This window comes from Acetobacter okinawensis (assembly GCF_002153655.1).
GTDB lineage: Bacteria > Pseudomonadota > Alphaproteobacteria > Acetobacterales > Acetobacteraceae > Acetobacter > Acetobacter okinawensis_A.
In genome coordinates, this window is record NZ_JOPJ01000006.1 from 200628 (window position 1) to 218453 (window position 17826).

The window sequence follows — 17826 nt, forward strand, 5'->3', positions numbered from 1 at the left end:
TGCCAGCCATGCCGGCCCTATGGGGGCTTACTGGTTTTTGATCTGCCCCGCCAGTTCCAGTTCCAGTGCCCGGGCATAGACCGTGCGTTTGGGCAGGCCAGCAGCGGCTGCGGCCAGCGCTGCGGCATCCTTGACCGAGTGTGTGTCCAGCAGGGCGCGTAAGGTGGTGTCCAGATCATCGGCGGAGGTTTCAACCTCCGGGGCAGGGCCAAGGAGCACCGTAATTTCGCCGCGTGGTGGGGTCTGGGTGTAAAAATTAGCCAGTTCTTCCGCCGTGCCGCGTTTGACCTCTTCAAAGCGTTTGGTCAGCTCCCGTGCAACAGCCGCGGGGCGGTCTGGGCCAAAGACGCTGGCCATGTCCACCAGTGTTTCGGCCAGGCGGTGTGGGGCTTCATGCCAGATGAGTGTGGCGCTTAGGCCTGCACGCTCGGCTGCGTGCAGTCTGGCAAAAGCCTCCTTGCGGGCTGCGGAGCGTGGGGGCGGAAACCCGACAAACAGATAAGGATGCGGGGGCAGGCCAGACAGGACAAGCGCAGTCAATGCCGCATTGGGGCCGGGGACAACGGTTACGGGAATATCCGCATCAATGGCGGCGCGGGTGAGCCTGAACCCGGGGTCCGAGAGCAGGGGCATGCCTGCGTCCGATACAAGAGCAATATGTGCGCCCTCGCTCAGGCGGCGGATCAGGTTGGGAACACGCTGGCGTTCATTATGTTCATGCAGCGCTTCTGTCCGGACGGAAATTCCCCTGTCGGACAAAAGGCGGGCCGTCATGCGGGTGTCTTCGCACAAAACCAGATCAGCCCGTGCCAGTGCCTCGGCCCCTCTGGGGCTAAAATCACCCAGATTGCCAATGGGCGTTGCCACCAGTACAAGCCCACCGGAAGAACGCGCATGACTTGGCGCATCCGCTTGGGTATGCAAAGGTTCGATCCCATGAGAAGACGCTGCCTCGGACGGGGTGTTGGTAGAGGATGATCTGGATGATGACGCGTGCATACTCGCTCCTGTCAGGGCTTTCCCGTCAAGGTCTGGCGGCAAACCGGGCATTGTGCAAGACCGGAGTGGCTGCTCTTGGTGTTACGGGGCTGGTTCTTGCCGGATGTGCCGACCAGTCCACATCCACAGGGTCTGGCTCGGTTCAGGCTCCTGCCCAGCAGGCTGCCAGCCACAAGGTCGGGGTGCTGCTGCCCCTGAGCGGCACAAACGCCACGCTCGGGCGTGAACTGCTTGCAGGCGCGCAACTGGCCCTTGGTGGGGCAGGGCTACCCGCAGACATGCAGATGGATGTGCATGATACGGCGGCAATAGGGGGGGCTGAACAGGCGACCTCTGCTGCTATTCAGGCGGGGGATGGCATTCTGCTTGGCCCGCTGACCAGTGGGGACACTGCTGTGGCAGCACCTGCCGCGCAGGCTGCGGGTATTCCCGTTCTAGCATTTACCAGCGATATTGGGCAGGGGCGTCCGGGTGTGTGGGTTATGGGCATAACCCCCGAGGAGCAGGTGCAGCAACTTGTTGCCCAAGCCAAACGGGATGGCCGGCAGCATTTTGCAGCCCTTCTGCCAGACAATGCTCTGGGTCACGCTCTGGGCAATGGGCTGATCAGCGCATGCCGTGATCAGGGGCTGGCAGCGCCGAGTATTGCCTACCACAATGGCACGGCGGACAGCATCAGCCTGACATTACGTCAGCTTTCCAATTATGATGCACGTCTGGCGGCTGTCAAACAGGCTATGCCCACAACTCCTGTGCCGGGTGCGACCACAACCAGCGGCAACCCCAGCGAGGTTCCCACGCTGACCGAATTGCCCCAGCTCCCGTCCAGTCTGGCAACCGCTCTGGGCCAGAATGTTAACCAGCCAGCCCCGCAGCCTGCCGCTGGAGCCGATGCGCCGGTAGCCGCACAGCAACTGACACTGGGCAACCCGCCGTTTGACGCGCTGCTGCTGGGGGATATCGGGCTTGGGCTCAAGAACGTGCTGGACGCGGTGGCGCTGACGCAGGTCAGCATGCCCTACGTCCGTATTATGGGGCCGGGGCTCTGGGCCTCCTTTGCCTCCAAGCTGGGGGCGATCAAGGGGGCGTGGTACGCAGCGCCCGACCCCACATCGCGTCAGGCTTTTGTCTCGCGCTTTATGGCGCGTAACCACCATATGCCCAAGCCTTTGGCAGATATGTCCTACGATGCGGCAATGGCGGCTGTGACCGTGGCCCGCAGTGGCGAGCCCGGATTCCCGGTCAAGGCGCTCACCCGGCCGGGTGGCTTTGCCGGGGTGGATGGCACCTTTACACTTCTGCCCGACGGGCGGGTGCGCCGCGCGCTTGCTGTGTTTGAGGTGATTGGTAACGGGAGTGATGCCCGCATGATCTCCGCTCCGGTGCAGATGCGTACAGGGACATCAGGTTAACCGGAACAGGCCGGGCCGCTTAAGGCCCGGGTGGTCATTTAAGGTAAAGGCGGCTGCACACCATGTGGGCCGCCTTTTTTGTTCAGGTGCCAGCACCGGTCATGCTGTTCAGCACCTGCGCTACGCGGGCCACAACATCCTGCCAGTGCCGTGGCGTGGTCTGGCGGATAATGCGCAAGCTCGGGTACCACGGGCTGTCCTCGCGCCCATGTAGCCAGCGCCAGCAGTTGTCATAACGGTCCATCAGCAGCACGGGTTTGCCCAGAGCCCCCGCCAGATGCACAACGGCTGTATCGACCGAGACAACCACATCCAGCGCCATGATAAGGGCTGCGGTATCCTCCATTGTATGCAGGCTGTCGGTTGGGTCATACAGAGCCATGCCTTCTGGCGGGTCCATCATCTGCTCGGCATAAGGGCCTTTTTGCAGGCTTATCAGGTTAATGCCCGGTATCTGGCCCAAGGGAGCCAGCGTGTGCAGGGGCATGGAGCGCCTGCGGTCAACCATATGTGCGGTGTAAACGCTTGGGCGCGGAGCACCGCCCCAGACCAGCCCCACGTTCAGTTTGCCATTACAGGGCACAAGTGGGGCTAGCGCCTTAACCTTGGTTGTATTGGCTTGCAGGTAAGGTACGGGCGCGCCCCAAGGTTGAGATGTCTCGGTAAAAACCCGTGGCAGGCTTATAAACGGGCAGTGCCAGTCGTATGTGGGCGGTGTGCTGCCAACATGGACTGTGTGGACTTCTGGCATTGTACGGCACAGGTCGGCCAGACCGTCTGGCACCCATAGGTGGATTATAGCGCCACGCCCGGCCAGCGGCCGAACATAACGCAAGAACATGAGTGTATCCCCCAGCCCTTCCTCATGAGTCAGCAGGACATGCTGGTTCTTCAGGCTGGTGTTGGGGCCAAGGGTTGGTAACAGGCGCTCCATGGGTAGGGGCGCGTGGCCGGGCAGGTGGCAGCGCCATTCGTGCTCCTTCCAGCCCTGTGCGTACTGGCCAGCCTTGAGCAGGGCAACGGAGTGGTTGACCCTGATCCGTGCGTCCTGCGGGCGTAGGGCCAGAGCCTGCTGGTAGTAGGCAAATGCCTTTACCATCTGCCCTTGTGCAGCCAGAACAGAGCCAATATTGGCCAGTGTGGGCACATGCTCTGGCGCGTTGGGCAGGCAGTCTGTCAGATGTGTAAGGGCTGCATCCAGTGTGCCCTGCTCGGTATGGGCCATGGAGAGCAGGTTGTGGGCATGCATGTTGCCCGGCTGCTGGCTGGTTGCCTGTGTCAGGGTGGTTATGGCGGCCGCAAACTGCCCGGTCTGTACCAGCAGATCCCCCAGAATGGTGTTGATGCGGTTGTCTGCCGGGGCAAGTCTGGCTGCTGCGCGGCAGACCGCAATGGCTGCCGGGCGCTGGTTCAGGCTTGCCATAATATTGCTCAGGTCCTGCAGGGGGTGCAGGCTGTCGGGGTGGTGCAAGCCTCTGGCGGCCAGAATTTGGGCGGCTTCGTCTACATCTCCCTCACCACACAGGCAGAAGGCATGCAGGATAAGGGCCTGTTCGTTTTGCTGCGCGACAAGGGGGGCGAGCAGGGCGCGGGGGGTGGTGAACTGACCTGCCTGAATAGCCTGCATGGCGTGGCGCAGGGTGCTCAGGTCCAACCGGCTTACGGGGGTGGGGGCTGGCATGGTATCGGGTCCGTATGGGTTACGGGGTGGGGTGGTTGTTTGCACGGCGCGGCAGGGTATAAAAAAACCCGGCAAGGCTGTGCGCCATGCCGGGTGGGGTACACTGGACCAGAAGAAAAAATGGCTTGGCCCAAAAACCTCAGGCGGCTTTCATGACCGCGGTCAGTTCTTCCAGAACCGCGTTGGGTTCTTTCTTTTCCAGCACGGCAACCTCGGCCACAAAACGCTCCTGTGCGGCTTCAAACAGTTTGCGCTCGCTAAAGCTGCCGTCCAGACTATCCACATTGCGGCGCAGGTCGCGCAGAACTTCAGCAATCTGCACCAGATCGCCGGAGTTGATTTTTTCCTGATAGGCAACGGCGCGCCGTGCCCACATACCCTTGCTCACATGGGGCTTACCCTTGATGATGGACATGGCCTTGTCCACAATCTCGCGCGAGACAATTTTGCGCAGGCCAGACTTGCGGGCCTTGGACAGCGGGATGCGCAGGGTCATCTGGTTGCCGGGGAACGAAATCTGGATCACTTCCAGCTTGGTCCCGGCAATTTCATCAATCCCGATCCGGTCTACACGCCCGACGCCATGAGCGGCATAGACAATAGCATCCCCTTCCTGAAAAGGATCTTCGTCTTTCACCTTGGTTTTGGCCTGGGCCGCAGTCGTGGCGGCAGCGGTGCGTGCCATTGCATCTGTCACGCCGCCTTTTGGAGGTGTTCTAAACGTGTTCATGGTCAAGACCTGTAGCATAAAATACGCTGTTTGTCTGCACTATAAAGAATAGGGGCGGGAATACCCCTATTGCTGGACGCCATCATGTATTTGCAGGGGTGGGGCGGTCTGGTCGCCTGTGGGCTGGACCACGTCAATTTCAATATTGCGGGCCATGGTGGCCATGGGCAATGCGTGGGGGGTGCCTGAAAAGGGGTTTTGCAGGTCGTCGGCACTCTTGTCCAGAATAAGGAACAGACACCCGACGAGTGAGGAGCCAAGTGGTGTAATCCATTCCAGCGTCTGCACCATGGACAGGGGCAGAACAATGCAGAAAATATTGACCAGCGCACGTGGCAGGACAGAAAACTGCATGGGCAGGGGCGTGTTGCGTATGCGCTCAAGCCCACCCTGTGCATTGGCTATGTCGGATAAAATGCGGTCAATCTGCCCATGGACTGCACCATCTATGCCCTTGCGCGTGACTTCCTCCGTAACGCCCAGACCAATCTGGTAGAGAATGGCATTGGGTTTGTTGCGGTAGGGGGCAATGGCGGCCAGCATGGCCGGGGGGAGCAGGCGTTCCACATCCTGTGTGGCATCTACCGGACCCAGCGCCATGCGCAGGGCATGGGGGTACGCGGCTATGGCGTACATCAGGTCATGGCGGTCCCCCAGCAGGGTTCCCGCCTGACGGCCAAAGGAGCGGCAGTTGTTGGTAATGGCGCCCCAGAGTGTTCGTGCCTCCCACCAGCGTGCATACGCACTGTTGGAACGAAAGCCCATGAACAGCGCCAGAGCCGAACCAATGAGCGAGACGGGCAGGCTCGGCTGTTCCATCCATTCCTGATGAAAAATCTGAAAGAGAATGACAACAACCAGATCCCACGCAGCCATAAGCAGGATGACCATCAGGATTTCCCGCGTGATAATGCGTAGGCCGACCTTCTGGTCAACAATCATTCAAAAATCTCCGGCTCTGTGTGCAGGGGGCGGAATGCCCGGTGTCATTTTAACACACATGATAACACAGGGTTGCCTGCAACAGTATGGTTTGTGCATGCTGGGCAATGGTAATCATGCGGATGTGGCGCCGAGCAGACGGAAAGGATAGCAGGGTATGACACAGACAACAGGGCTGACGCTGCTGGAGGAGCACAAGACCCACGGCGGGCGTGTCATGTTTTATGAGCATCCCTCCAGCGTGCTGGGGCTGCCTGCACGCTTTGGCGTGTTTTTGCCGCCATCGGCTGGCAATGCAGGCAAGGTGCCGGTGGTGTACGCCCTTGCCGGGCTGACCTGCACGCAGGAGACTTTTCTGATCAAATCCGGTGCTTTGGCCGAGGCCACCCGGTTGGGCATAGCCCTTGTCACCCCCGATACATCCGCCCGTGGTGCGGGCATAGAGGGCGAGGCCACGGACTGGGACCTGGGAACAGGAGCGGGGTTTTATCTCGATGCCACACAGCAGCCCTGGGTCGGGCATTACCGGATGGGGAGCTACATAGCGCAGGAACTGCCACTGCTGGTGGAAGCCGCTTTGCCGCTGGATGGCGCGCGGCGTGGGATTATGGGGCATTCCATGGGTGGGCACGGCGCACTTGTGCATGGGTTGCAGGCACCGCTGTTCTGGAAATCCGTGTCCGCATTTGCGCCCATTGTGCATCCGTCGGCGGTGCCGTGGGGCAAAAAGGCTTTTACGGCCTATCTGGGTACGGACCACGCGGCATGGCGTGCGCATGATGCCGTATGCCTGCTGGAGGATGGATATACCCATCCCGCCTCCATTCTGGTGGATACAGGGCTGGTCGACCAGTTTTTACAGCGCGAGCTGCAACCGTGGCATCTGGTCGATGCCGCAAAAAAAGCAGGGCAGGCACTGATCTGCCGTGAGCATGAAGGGTATGACCACTCGTACTGGTTTGTGCAGAGTTTTGTTGCAGACCATCTGCGCCACCATGCAGGCGTGCTGGGCGCGGGCTGAAGGCTGGCCACAAGAGTAAGCTGGCCTCGTGCAAGGTGGTTTACACGCGGGTGTTTAAAAAGAGGGGTTGCGCGTCATACCTGCCAGCGCCCCAAGCCATTTTATGTACTCCATGCCCATCAGCCGGATGGTGGAGAACCGCCATGGATGCTCCATGGCCGGGGGCATGACCGGGTAGGGGGTCAGCGCCACATCTGGCAGTGTGCGCCCCAACTCCAGCATGGCGCGGCGCATATGGTAGCCTGCGGTTACAATAATCAGGCTGTTTATGTGCTGGTCCGCAACCCATACGGCGGTTTCTGCCGCATTGCCAATGGTGGAACGGGCCTGATAACCCAGCGTAATCCGGGCCAGCATGGCTGGCGGGGTCGATGGGGGCAGTAGTGCCCGCCCCGATGTTTGCAGGTCCACGCCAGAAATAAGCAGACGTGCCTTCGGGTTGGCGGCCAGAAGGCGCAGGGATGTTTCTACCCTGCCGGTGCCCCCTGTTAAGGCAACAATGCCATCCGCCTGACCTGTGGGGGCGGGGGGCTGGCGGGCGTCATGGATAAACCAGACAAACCCGCCCAGCCAGCACACGCACCCCAATAAACAGATTTTGCGTAATAACGAGCCAAGTCCTCTGGTCAGTTTTGGCTGGAGCATGGCGCGGCGCATTACGGCAGGCGGAGCAGCCACAGGCGGACCATGACCTGTGTTGTAAACCAGCAGATAAACGCTGCGACAAATGGCAAAAGCGCCAGTGCCAGCGCCATATCCGGTGGTATGGTGTTGGCCAGAGCCTGCCAGTCCACGGGCAACAGCCGTTCGGTGGTCGCCAGTGGCGCACTGGCAAAGGGGGCCGCCATTTGCAGGAGCAGCAAAAGGGGTACGCAGGCAGCCAGTGTGCCGCTTAGCCCACCACCAAAGCCCAGAGTTGCGGTGCGCCACGCAAAACGGCCTGCAATATAACTGTCTGATGCACCCAGCCCGTGCAGGGTTTTGATAATGTCCTTACGGGTGGCAAGGCCGGTGCGGGTGGCAAGGCCCGTTATCATGGTGGCAATGCCGCCTACGCTCAGCAGGGCCAGCCCGGCGCAGGCCAGCAGGCTGTTGGCCAGTGCGCGCAGGCGCTCGCCCCAGCGGGCGTTGTGCTCCACTATGGTTCCGGGCACATGGGCGTTTAGCGTCTGTTCCAGCGTGTCAGGCACAGACGTGTCTGGCGGGAGCCGGACGCGGATAATGGCGGGTAGGGGCAGGGCGGTGTTATCTGTCTCGCCCAGCCATGGCTCCAGCAGGCGGGCCAGTTCGGGCGGGGTGAGCCTGTGCACCTGAGCACCATCGGGCAGGCTTGCCAGATCGGCCAGAACAGCCTGCACGCGCGTGGTGCTGGTGCCATTGGGCGTGCTCAGTGGCGTATCTGCCTCGGGCACCTGAATAGTCAGCAACTGGGCCGCACCGCCTGACCAGCGGGCGGAGAGTGCTCGCGCGCCACTCGCCCCGGCCAGCGCGAGTGCTGCGAGAAAACCCATCATGGCGACCAGCATGAACAGGCTGCGATCCGGCAGGGCTTCGGAGAGGGAAAGCCCGTCCTTGCGGCCGGAAAAGGGGCGGGTCATGGCTGTTCCCCTCCATCGTCCACCAGACGTCCGTGTTCAAGGAACAGAAAAGGCCGCTCCAGCCTGCGAACAAGGGATTCGTTGTGGGTTGCCACCACCACAGTCGTTCCCATGGCGCTGAGTTCAGCAAACATGTCGAGCAGGCGGCAGGACTGGCTTTCCTCCAGCGCATTTGTTGGCTCGTCTGCCAGAATAAGGCCGGGCCGGTGAATAATGGCGCGGGCAATGGCCGTGCGCTGCTGCTCCCCGCCGGAAAGCCGGTTTGCTGGCACATCCGTGCGTGAGCCCAGCCCCACCCATTTGAGAATGGCGTGGACTTCGTCCTGAATTTCGTCCTCTGGGCGGTTTTGCAGGCGCAGGGGCAGGGCTACGTTATCAGCGACCGAAAGGTCGGGCATAAGCTGGTAGTCCTGATGCACCATGCCGATTCTTTGGCGCAGGCGCACAAGGGCTGCGCGCTTTTCTTCCTGCGCAACGGTTTTGCCCAGAATGGTCATCTGCCCATCGGTCGGCAGGTTCTCAATGTGCAGCAGGCTGAGCAGGCTGCTTTTGCCAGCACCGGACGGCCCAAGCAGCCAGCGGAACCCACCTTGCGGCACCATAAAGGACAGGTGCGCCAGAACAGGGGCGCTGTCTTTTTTGCCTCGGCGCCAGGAAACATTGTCCAGATGAATCATTTACCGGCTTCCGGGTGCGCGAGCATGACAATAAAACCGTTTCCACATGCCCCCAGTGTAGCGGAGAGTCCGGAGGGCTGTCGATTGAGAAGCAGCATTAAGTGCTGAATTGAAAAAGGTGTTTTGTGCCTTTAGAATACACGTGCTGGCACGGTTCGCCCTTTCCTGTGTTAGGATGGGGCATTATGTCTGTTATCCGCCAAGAGCCTTGCGTGCCGTTCCAGCCAGAGCGGGGCAACGCAAAAAGGCCCTGCTAAGAGAGTGTTCATGAAGATTGTCTGTCCTTCCTGCGGTGCGGCATATCAGGTTCCCGAAGCTCTTTTGGCTAAAAGGCACGCGCTCAAATGTTCTGCCTGTGGCGTCAAATGGCGGCTTGCGCCCCCGGAGGCGGAAGGGGAGACACAGGTAAGCACTGCTGCGGAGGCTGTGGCGCAAACGGGTGGGGAGGTAGCAAAACCTTCCGCCACGCCGTCACTGCCCGCTGATGACACAGTCACATCCCCAGTTGTAGAGGAGGCTCCTCCCGCTCCGGTGCCTGTGGCGGCAGCCCAACCCGAGGTTGTTGTTGCAGCGCCCCCCCCGCCCACTCTGGCAGCGACGCGTGAAGAAGGGGTTGCTTTTTCGGCCACTCAGCCCGCAAACGAGCCAGAGCCAGAGCCAGAGCCAGAGCCAGAGCCAGAGCCAGAGCCAGAGCCAGAGCCAGAGCCAGAGGCGACTGTTGCTGAAGTGCCAGCCGTGCGGGAGACTGTTGTAGCGCACCCCGCCCCACCCGTAGTGGTTGCGGCTCCGGAGGAGGAGGTGGTGGTTGCCCCCGTATTGGCAGCATCCTCTCCCATGGTTGGCGTTGCACCCCAACGCCATGTTGAAAACCCGGAGGTGGTTGCGCCCCCTCTGGCAGCGCATATTGCCCGTCCTGCTTATCTGCCAACATCCGGCTCGTTCTTGCAAAGTGTGCAGGGTGCTGTGGCGGGTGGGGTGCGCAAACTTGCTGTTACAGACGTACGGGCTTTGCTTGTGAGCGAGCGGTTCTGGCGTGGTGCGTGGGTTGTAAGCCTTGTACTGGCTGTTCTGGTCGTATTGGGGGCGTGGCACTGGTGGGCGGCAGTTGTGCAGGCATGGCCTGCTGCGGCACGGCTCCACCAGCCGGGGTAACCGGGCGTTTATCCCCCTTTTGTATTCAGGCGGGGGATTACGGTGCTAGTCAGTTAAAGCTTGCGGCCAACCAGCATGGCCAGCGTGGCGCCAACCGCAGCTACGGCCATAAGCCCCAGACCATCACAGATCAGCCCGCTGGCTGTCAGCTCGTGCCCAGCCAGCGTAATCTGCTCGGGAATGGCATTGGCAACGCTGGCAATAGCGTCATGGGCCTGCGGATCGGCCGATGCGGTGCTGCGGGTCAGGGTTTTGACCAGCGCTGGCAGCGCCGCCCATGCGGCACCCGCAATGAGCAGCAGGGGGGCAAACAGTTCCGCCATCTGCTGGACAAAGTAGAAAACAAAGTAACAGACCGCCCCTATGGCCGTTTGCAGCAGCCGTAACCCGGCAGGGGCCGCCACGGCCCTGCGTGAGGACATGGCAATGGGTTGCTGGGAGGCGGGTAAGGGTGTGCGCGTGTCCATGAACCTGTGTTCCTTCAGGTAATCCGAGGCGGAAATATCAGCCAGTCCGCTATCAGGGCAGAGTGCCGAGCGTAAAGTCCGTATCTTTATACCGTTCTTGCGTGTGTCTTGCCACCATGCTTGCCGGAGGGCAGATACCGGCTGGTTACGCCGGTAACGCATTCGAGAGCAGACGAGGGCTGTTTTTGTTTGGTATGCCTTTTATAACCGTATGAAGTTAAAGAAGGATGGGCCTTGGGCGTCCAGCTAGAGGCATAATTTATGGATTTTCTTTCCTGCACCATCCTGTTCGCGGGGGTGGATGCCGCGTGCGAACAACGCCTTGTGGCAGAACTGGACAAACGGGGGCTGAGCGGGCGCATAGCCGCAGATGGCCGCACCGTTTTTGCCGGGTTTGATAGTGAACTCCCCAATCTGTTGGTTGTGCAGGACCCCCTGCCAGATATGTCTGCCGCACAGCTATGCCAGCGCTTGCGCCTGACATCGGCCACGCGGGGCATACCGGTGGTTGTGCTGGTCAGCCAGCATGACGCGGTGCAGGAGCAGGAAATTCTTGAGCGCGGGGCGGACGCCTGTTTTTGCGTCACCGATGACCCGGTTTTTCTGATCTTCAGGATATGCGCCCTGCTGCGCGAATTCGGGGATGAAACAGCCGAGCGGGAAGGTGCGGTCTTTCGTCAGCCGCGCGTATCTGTTGTGACTGCGCCGGGTGGTATTTTATGGGCATGGCCCGATGGGGCGAGCGTTGGCAAAACCCCCCGCATTGTCAAAATGCTACGCCATAATGGCGAGGACGCCACACTGGTAGAGGACCCCGACAGGCTGGAACTCTCCAATATTGGGGCGGGGCGGATCCAGCCAGACTGTATTGTGGTGGACCTGAGCTGCCCTGCCTTTAACGGGCTGGCGCTGGCCCAGACTGTTGCGGCTTTCAGGCGCCGGAGCCGCCAGTGCACCCGTGTGCTGGGGGTTGTGGAGCGTGGCCAGCTCACGGCAGAAAAAATCCGGCTGGCCTTCAACGCCGGTGTGGATGACCTGACGGATTCGGAAATAGCCCCCGACCTGCTTGTTGCGCGCATAAGCAGCCTTGTACGCCGCAAAACCTTGCAGGACGAAGCCCGGCGCGAGGAAGCGCACATAGAAAGTGCGCGCGCCCGTATGGCGCTGGCCGACGCCCTGCGCCGGGTGAATGCAGACCTTGCCGCTGCTAACCGTAAATTGATCGATGCACAGGTCAAGCTGGTGCAGTCAGCCAAAATGGCGTCTCTGGGGGAGTTGGCGGCAGGGATTGCGCATGAATTCAATAACCCGCTGGCCTTTGTTCTTGCGCATGAAAACACGGTCAAACGGAGCATGGCGCAGGCTTTGCAGGCGGTAAGAGAGGGCAACACGGTGGTGGCAGAGGCCGCACTGACCAAGGGCTCGGAGCGTCTGGCCTCTTCCCTTGTTGGCCTGTCCAGACTGCGTGAACTGGTAGCCAGCCTGCGGCGTTTTTCCCGTCTGGAGGAGGGGGAATTCCGGCGGCTGGACGTGCCGGACGCCATTGCCATGGTGCTGACGCTTCTGGCCCCCAAGCTGGGGCAGGAAATAGCCGTGGAGTGCCGTCTGGAGGCACCGCCGGAACTGGTCTGTCAGGCGGCACTGGTTAATCAGGTGGTCATGAACATTGTCAGCAATGCTGCTGACGCCATTCTGGAAAAGCACGAGGCAGCCAGAAAACAGGGCGGTCCGGCCCCCACGCGGCGCAAGGACCAGATTTTGATCGCCTCCTATCTGGAACCCAGAGAGGGGACAGAGGCGGAAGAGTACGTGTTGCAGATATCGGATACAGGGCCGGGTGTGCCGCAGGAATTGCAGGAACGCGTTTTTGAACCATTTTTTACAACAAAACCTGTAGGCTCAGGGACCGGGCTTGGTCTGGCTACAGCGTACGGGGTTGTTCAGGCCCACGGCGGCAGTATTGCCATAACAAATTCCGGGGGGCTGGGTGGGGCCTGTTTTACCATTCGAGTACCCTACAAAACAGGGGAGGAGAGGCGCGGTGAGCACGTTATATGAACCAACACAGCGCCCTTTTGTGCTCGTTGTTGATGACGAGCCCGAAATTCTGGTCGCTCTGTCCGATCTGCTGGAGAGTGCCTACACGGTCCTGACCGCCTCTTCGGGGGAGGAAGGGCTGGAGTGCCTGCGCGCCAACCCCGGAGTTGCGGTTATTATCTCCGACCAGCGCATGCCGGGCATGACGGGTGATGTGTTTTTGGCACATGCGCGCGACCTTTCCGCTGCCGGGGCTATCCTGCTGACCGGGTATGCCGATATTTCCGCCGTGGAAGCCGCTTTGAACCGGGGCCAGATTTCCTTTTTTGCGTACAAACCGTGGGATGATGAAACACTGCTCTCCATGGTCGGGCAGGCGGCTGCGCGGTATTTTCTGGAAAAAGAGCTGGAGTGCGAGCGTCTGCTCCTGCGTGGCCTTCTGGACAATCTGCCCTTCGGGCTGGCGGTCAAGGATCAGGCAGGCTGTTTTGTGCGGATCAACCAGCAGATGGCCAGCCAGATGGGCCATACAATCGAGCAGTGCATCGGCCGCCGCGAGGAAGATCTGGTGGACGGGCAGCGGTTGGAAAGTCTGAAGGAGGCGCAGGAGCCGCTGGCACAAACGGGGCGCGACCAGCAGGTGCTCCAGCTCCCCGCTCAGGATGGACCGGCCCGTTGGCATGACCTGACCCGTGTACGGCTGGACAGCCTGCGGAATGCTCCTGTGCAGTCGGCCATGCTCTCCGACTATTCCATCCTGATTGATCGGGACGTGAGCGAACTTTTAAGTCTGGAGCAAAGACTGCGACAGGCGCAGAAAATGCAGGCCATAGGCACGCTTGCTGGCGGCATTGCGCATGACTTCAATAATCTGTTGACTGCCATTCAGGGGTCTTTGGAGCTTGTGCAGGACCTTGAACCCCCGCGTGATGCCTCTGTCGCACGGTTGTATGAGAACGCCATGGAGGCCGCCCGGCGTGGGGCGGTGCTCACCCGCAAGCTGCTGGACTTCAGCCGTCCGCGCCATCTGGTCTGCCAGCGGGTGGACATGCATGACGTGCTGGAGAACCTCCAGAATTTTATGAAACAGGGGAAAGTGCCGGACGAAATCCGGGGTGCACTGGACACCACCCGGCTGGAGGGGCTGAGCCGCTTCAGTAGTGTGCGCTTCAGCATCCCCGATGAGCCTCTGCCCCCGGTCTGGACAGATGCGGTGCAGCTTGAACTGGCTGTGTTCAGCCTGTGCATTAACGCGCTGGATGCGCAGCCGGAAGGGGGCACCACCTGTGTTTCCGTTCGGCAGGTGGCGCGCCTTCTGGGCCGGCAGGTCGGGCGTGAGCATACGGGGGCATGGCTGGTGGTGCAGGTGAGCGACCGCGGCATTGGCATGACGGAGGATATTCGCGCACGTATTTTTGACCCGTTCTTTACCACCAAGGATACAGGGCAGGGCGTTGGGCTTGGCCTGTCCATGATTTACGGCTTTATCAGCCACTGTGGGGGCGAGGTCCGGGTGGACAGCGCACCCGGTGGCGGCACCTCCGTGGAGCTGTGGTTCCCCGCTATGGATCAGGAAATGGCGGCGGCCATTCCCGCCGTACCTGCCAATGCAGTGCAGACCATAGCCCGCGTTCTGCCAGAAAACGGCGCAGGCAGCACTATTCTGGTTGTTGATGACGAACCGGGCGTGCGTGCGGTGACAACTGGCTTTTTGCGCCGTGCAGGGTATGCGGTCATGGAGGCAGCGAGCGGCGCAGAAGCCGTGGAAAAAGTCCAGTCTGCGCCGGGTATTGCCCTTGTCGTCATGGATGTGATGATGCCGGGCATGAATGGGGGAGAGGCCGCACGGCGTATCCACGACGTACGTGCCGACCTGCCGGTTCTGTTTGTCACCGGTTATGCAGATTTTGGCGTGCTCCCCGAAGGCGTTGCCATTCTGCACAAGCCATACACGCGTGATGCGTTGCTGGGAGATGTAAGGGCTATGCTCGCAGCATAGCCCGCCCCCTTGTGTCCTGCGCCAGAACGCCTATTTCTTGGTGTTATGGATAGTTTTCATTCTGCTTCGTCTTCGCATGATCCCGTCGGCTGGCACGGGACCACCATTCTTTGTGTGCGCCGTGGCGCGCAGGTTGCCATGGCGGGGGATGGCCAGGTCACACTGGGCAGCACCGTTATCAAGGGTAACGCGCGCAAGGTGCGGCGTATTGGGCCTTCTGGCACCATTCTGGCAGGTTTTGCCGGGGCTACGGCAGATGCCTTTACGCTGCTGGAGCGGCTGGAGGCCAAGCTGGAGCGTTACCCAAACCAGCTAGAGCGCGCCTGTGTGGAACTGGCCAAGGACTGGCGCACGGACCGCTACCTGCGCAGGCTGGAAGCCATGATGGCCGTGGCCGATGCGGAACACTCTTTTACCCTGACCGGCAATGGTGATGTGCTCGAACCCGAGGATGGCATTATCGCCATTGGCTCGGGTGGCAATTACGCCTTGTCCGCCGCCCGCGCCCTGCTGACGGTGGACGGGCTGGATGCAAGGGAGATTGTGACCCGCGCCATGAAGATTGCCGGGGACATCTGCGTCTACACCAACCATTCCGTACGGATAGAAACACTGGACGCCAGCACTGCGGGAGATCACGCCTGATGCAAGCCCCCCATTTTTCCCCGCGTGATATTGTTGCCGAGCTTGACCGTTACATTGTGGGGCAGGCGGATGCCAAACGTGCCGTTGCCATTGCCATGCGCAACCGCTGGCGGCGGGCACAACTCCCCGAATCCCTGCGTGAGGAGGTGGTGCCCAAGAACATCCTCATGATCGGGCCAACCGGTTGCGGCAAAACCGAGATCGCCCGCAGGCTGGCCAAATTGGCGCAGGCGCCGTTCCTTAAAGTGGAAGCGACCAAATTTACCGAGGTCGGCTATGTCGGCCGGGACGTGGACAGCATTGTGCGCGATCTGGTGGATGCCGCCATTGCCATGCTCAAGGACCTGCGCCGCAAGGATGTGGAGGTGCAGGCTGCTCAGGCGGCGGAAGAGCGCATTATCAATGTTCTGGCCGGGGAAGGGTCTTCGGCAGATACCAAAAGCAAGTTCCGCAGCATGTTGCGCAGCGGGCAGCTTGAGGACAAGGAAATTGATATTGCCGTAACCGACCCCGCTCCGGCTGGGCCGGGCGATATGCCCGGTATGGTGCCGGGGAGCGTGATCAATCTGGGCGAGATGATGAAAGGTTTTATGAACCGCGCGCCCAAGCAGAAAAAACTCCGTATTTCCGTCGCCCGTGAGCAGTTGCAGCGCGAGGAAGCCGAGCGCCTGCTGGACAGCGAAAGCCTGACGCGGGAGGCCGTGGCCCATGTGCAGAACAACGGCATTGTTTTTCTGGACGAAATAGACAAGGTCTGCGCCCGTTCATCTGAAAGTGGGATGAAGGGTGGCGATGTCTCGCGCGAAGGGGTGCAGCGTGACCTGCTCCCCCTGATTGAAGGGACAACCGTCTCCACCAAACATGGGCCGGTCAAGACTGACCACATCCTGTTTATTGCCTCTGGTGCGTTCCATCTGGCCAAACCGTCTGACCTGCTGCCCGAATTGCAGGGGCGACTGCCCATCCGTGTGGAGCTGCAACCCCTCTCGCGCGATGATCTGCGCCGTATTCTTACCGACCCGGAGCATTCCCTGCTCAAACAGTATACCGCCTTGATGAAAACTGAAGGCGTGGAACTGACATTTGCGGATGATGCAGTAGATGCGCTGGCCGAGCTGGCGGCGGATATTAACGAGCGGGTTGAAAATATTGGTGCCCGGAGGCTTGCCACAGTGCTGGAAAAACTGCTGGAGGATATTTCCTTCACCGCATCCGAGCGTGCGGGGGAAGCTGTTGTTGTCGATGGTGCCATGGTGCGTGACAAGGTGGCACCGCTGGCCCGCAAGGGTGATCTGAGCAGGTTTATTTTATAATGGAAGCACCATTTGTTAATCCGCAGGAAGACACTGCGGCAGAAGCGATCGAAGCCATTGGCGACGAACTGGACGTGTTTGATGACTGGATGGAACGCTACCAGTACATCATAGAAATGGGGCGCAAGCTGCCCCCGTTCCCGCCAGAATGGTGTAACGATGCGCACCGTGTACCCGGCTGCCAGAGCCAGGTCTGGCTGGAAGAAAAAGAGGAGGACGGCAGGCTCTACTTTGCTGGCCTGTCCGATGCCGCCATTGTGTGTGGGTTGGTAGCGCTGCTCCTGCGCGTCTATTCCGGCCGCACGCGGGAGGAAATTCAGGCCACGGACCCCGGCTTTTTGCGTGATCTGGGGTTGGTACAGGCTCTTTCCACCAACCGTGGCAACGGGGTGGAAGCCATGGCCCGCGCCATTCGTACAGCAGCCGCTGTTTCTGCTTGAGCAGAGGGCGCTTGTTGGGTTGGGGCGTTCAAAGAGTTCCGGAGTCTATGGTATGCATGGGCTCCGGAGATTTGCAGGTGGGCATGCCTATACACTCAATAATCGGCAATGCCCGGGTTAAAACAGCCGACAAGATGTTCAATAATCGGCTTGTAACGGGCTTTTTCCGTTTTGGGGTATATCAGCTTGAAAATGGAAAACTGGTGTTTTTTAAAGACTATTTTTTCATAAAACTCTGATTTTCCGCCATCATCTCCAGAAAAAACCGCCCAGTCTTTGTGAACGCTCCTGTAGCTTATCGTTCCTTTTTTTTCGGTCAGGTCTGCCAGCGCATACGAGATTTCCTCACCAAGAGTATTGGGGGAAAAACTGCCAAATACGGTAAGGTCTCCTCCGTCGGGGGCTAAAAAGTGCTGGCCGTCTCTATTGTCAGGCTCACCTTGAGGCACAAAAACATCGGCCGGGTAGCAGATCTGATACCCAAAACGCTCATTTGTGTAGGTTTGCCATTCGGTGGTGGGGCGGAGGATATCTGCGACACGGAGCGGCGCTGCATGGCAAGTATTTCCCGCCGGCAAGGTAGCTAAGAGCAGCCCCGGCAGGAGCAATGTTTGCAAACGACAGAACATTTATAGCCCCCAAACCGTTTTCTTCCGTGAGGACGGTATAAGTGCAAGCGGGTTAGCCAGCCATGCCTGCTTTATAAAAAAAGG

At 60.2% G+C, this 17826-nt stretch carries 17 protein-coding genes; 8 read left to right on the plus strand and 9 right to left on the minus strand.

The features are described from left to right. Positions 1 to 27 precede the first annotated feature (27 nt). Positions 28 to 999 carry a 16S rRNA (cytidine(1402)-2'-O)-methyltransferase gene (gene rsmI / locus HK26_RS03695; RefSeq protein WP_086638515.1) on the minus strand — a complete coding sequence of 324 codons (972 nt, stop codon included), beginning with the start codon at positions 997 to 999 and terminating at the stop codon, positions 28 to 30. Here rsmI and HK26_RS03700 point away from each other — a divergent pair. After that, positions 987 to 2411 carry a penicillin-binding protein activator gene (locus tag HK26_RS03700; RefSeq protein ID WP_086638516.1) on the plus strand — a complete coding sequence of 475 codons (1425 nt, stop codon included), beginning with the start codon at positions 987 to 989 and terminating at the stop codon, positions 2409 to 2411. The two genes, rsmI and HK26_RS03700, sit on opposite strands and share 13 nt — an antisense overlap. An 82-nt stretch (positions 2412 to 2493) precedes the next feature. Here HK26_RS03700 and HK26_RS03705 read toward each other — a convergent pair whose 3' ends face one another. From HK26_RS03705 to HK26_RS03715, 3 genes are all read right to left on the minus strand, one after another. Then, positions 2494 to 4092 carry a tetratricopeptide repeat protein gene (locus HK26_RS03705; protein WP_086638725.1) on the minus strand — a complete coding sequence of 533 codons (1599 nt, stop codon included), beginning with the start codon at positions 4090 to 4092 and terminating at the stop codon, positions 2494 to 2496. A 139-nt stretch (positions 4093 to 4231) separates the two neighbouring features. Further along, positions 4232 to 4822: a CarD family transcriptional regulator gene (locus HK26_RS03710; RefSeq protein ID WP_025827163.1), complete on the minus strand. Its 591-nt coding sequence runs from the start codon at positions 4820 to 4822 to the stop codon at positions 4232 to 4234. Positions 4823 to 4888: 66 nt separating this feature from the next. After that, positions 4889 to 5764 (minus strand): bestrophin family protein, encoded by an 876-nt coding sequence (locus tag HK26_RS03715; RefSeq protein WP_086638517.1) that lies wholly within the window; start codon positions 5762 to 5764, stop codon positions 4889 to 4891. Between the two features lie 157 nt (positions 5765 to 5921). Here HK26_RS03715 and fghA point away from each other — a divergent pair, with 157 nt between their 5' ends. After that, positions 5922 to 6785, plus strand: coding sequence for an S-formylglutathione hydrolase (gene fghA / locus HK26_RS03720; protein WP_086638518.1), 864 nt, complete (start codon positions 5922 to 5924; stop codon positions 6783 to 6785). Positions 6786 to 6839: 54 nt separating this feature from the next. Here the strand turns inward: fghA and HK26_RS03725 are convergent, their stop codons facing one another. From HK26_RS03725 to HK26_RS03735, 3 genes are read right to left on the minus strand one after another with little or no spacing between them, the layout of a single operon-like run. After that, the gene (locus HK26_RS03725) at positions 6840 to 7430 is read right to left on the minus strand and encodes a YdcF family protein (protein ID WP_086638726.1); all 591 of its coding nucleotides are present in this window, start codon (positions 7428 to 7430) and stop codon (positions 6840 to 6842) included. 11 nt (positions 7431 to 7441) lie between these two features. Beyond that, entirely contained in the window at positions 7442 to 8383 is a 942-nt protein-coding gene (locus HK26_RS03730; RefSeq protein WP_086638519.1) for a cell division protein FtsX, read from the minus strand. Further along, entirely contained in the window at positions 8380 to 9060 is a 681-nt protein-coding gene (locus HK26_RS03735; RefSeq protein ID WP_086638520.1) for a cell division ATP-binding protein FtsE, read from the minus strand. Before HK26_RS03735 ends, HK26_RS03730 begins: the two co-directional genes overlap by 4 nt. Before the next feature lie 267 nt (positions 9061 to 9327). On the opposite strand from HK26_RS03735, the gene HK26_RS03740 reads away from it, so the two are divergent. Continuing rightward, positions 9328 to 10212, plus strand: a complete 885-nt coding sequence (locus HK26_RS03740) for a zinc-ribbon domain-containing protein (protein ID WP_086638521.1) — start codon at positions 9328 to 9330, stop codon at positions 10210 to 10212. 53 nt (positions 10213 to 10265) lie between these two features. Here the strand turns inward: HK26_RS03740 and HK26_RS03745 are convergent, their stop codons facing one another. After that, a complete protein-coding gene (locus tag HK26_RS03745) occupies positions 10266 to 10679 on the minus strand; it encodes a hypothetical protein (RefSeq protein ID WP_086638522.1) in 414 nt (137 codons plus the stop codon). Between the two features lie 261 nt (positions 10680 to 10940). Here HK26_RS03745 and HK26_RS03750 point away from each other — a divergent pair, with 261 nt between their 5' ends. From HK26_RS03750 to HK26_RS03770, 5 genes are read left to right on the plus strand one after another with little or no spacing between them, the layout of a single operon-like run. Continuing rightward, a complete protein-coding gene (locus tag HK26_RS03750; protein WP_086638523.1) occupies positions 10941 to 12737 on the plus strand; it encodes an ATP-binding protein in 1797 nt (598 codons plus the stop codon). Continuing rightward, positions 12721 to 14715: a response regulator gene (locus HK26_RS03755; protein ID WP_180539299.1), complete on the plus strand. Its 1995-nt coding sequence runs from the start codon at positions 12721 to 12723 to the stop codon at positions 14713 to 14715. Before HK26_RS03750 ends, HK26_RS03755 begins: the two co-directional genes overlap by 17 nt. Before the next feature lie 45 nt (positions 14716 to 14760). After that, the gene (gene hslV, locus HK26_RS03760) at positions 14761 to 15360 is read left to right on the plus strand and encodes an ATP-dependent protease subunit HslV (RefSeq protein ID WP_025824921.1); all 600 of its coding nucleotides are present in this window, start codon (positions 14761 to 14763) and stop codon (positions 15358 to 15360) included. After that, positions 15360 to 16673, plus strand: a complete 1314-nt coding sequence (gene hslU / locus HK26_RS03765; protein WP_025824922.1) for an ATP-dependent protease ATPase subunit HslU — start codon at positions 15360 to 15362, stop codon at positions 16671 to 16673. Before hslV ends, hslU begins: the two co-directional genes overlap by 1 nt. Next, positions 16673 to 17113, plus strand: a complete 441-nt coding sequence (locus HK26_RS03770; RefSeq protein ID WP_086638524.1) for a SufE family protein — start codon at positions 16673 to 16675, stop codon at positions 17111 to 17113. The genes hslU and HK26_RS03770 overlap by 1 nt, the downstream gene beginning before the upstream one ends. A gap of 95 nt (positions 17114 to 17208) precedes the next feature. Here the strand turns inward: HK26_RS03770 and HK26_RS03775 are convergent, their stop codons facing one another. Then, complete coding sequence (locus tag HK26_RS03775) at positions 17209 to 17742, minus strand: hypothetical protein (RefSeq protein ID WP_086638525.1); 534 nt, start codon at positions 17740 to 17742, stop codon at positions 17209 to 17211. Positions 17743 to 17826: the final 84 nt, after the last annotated feature.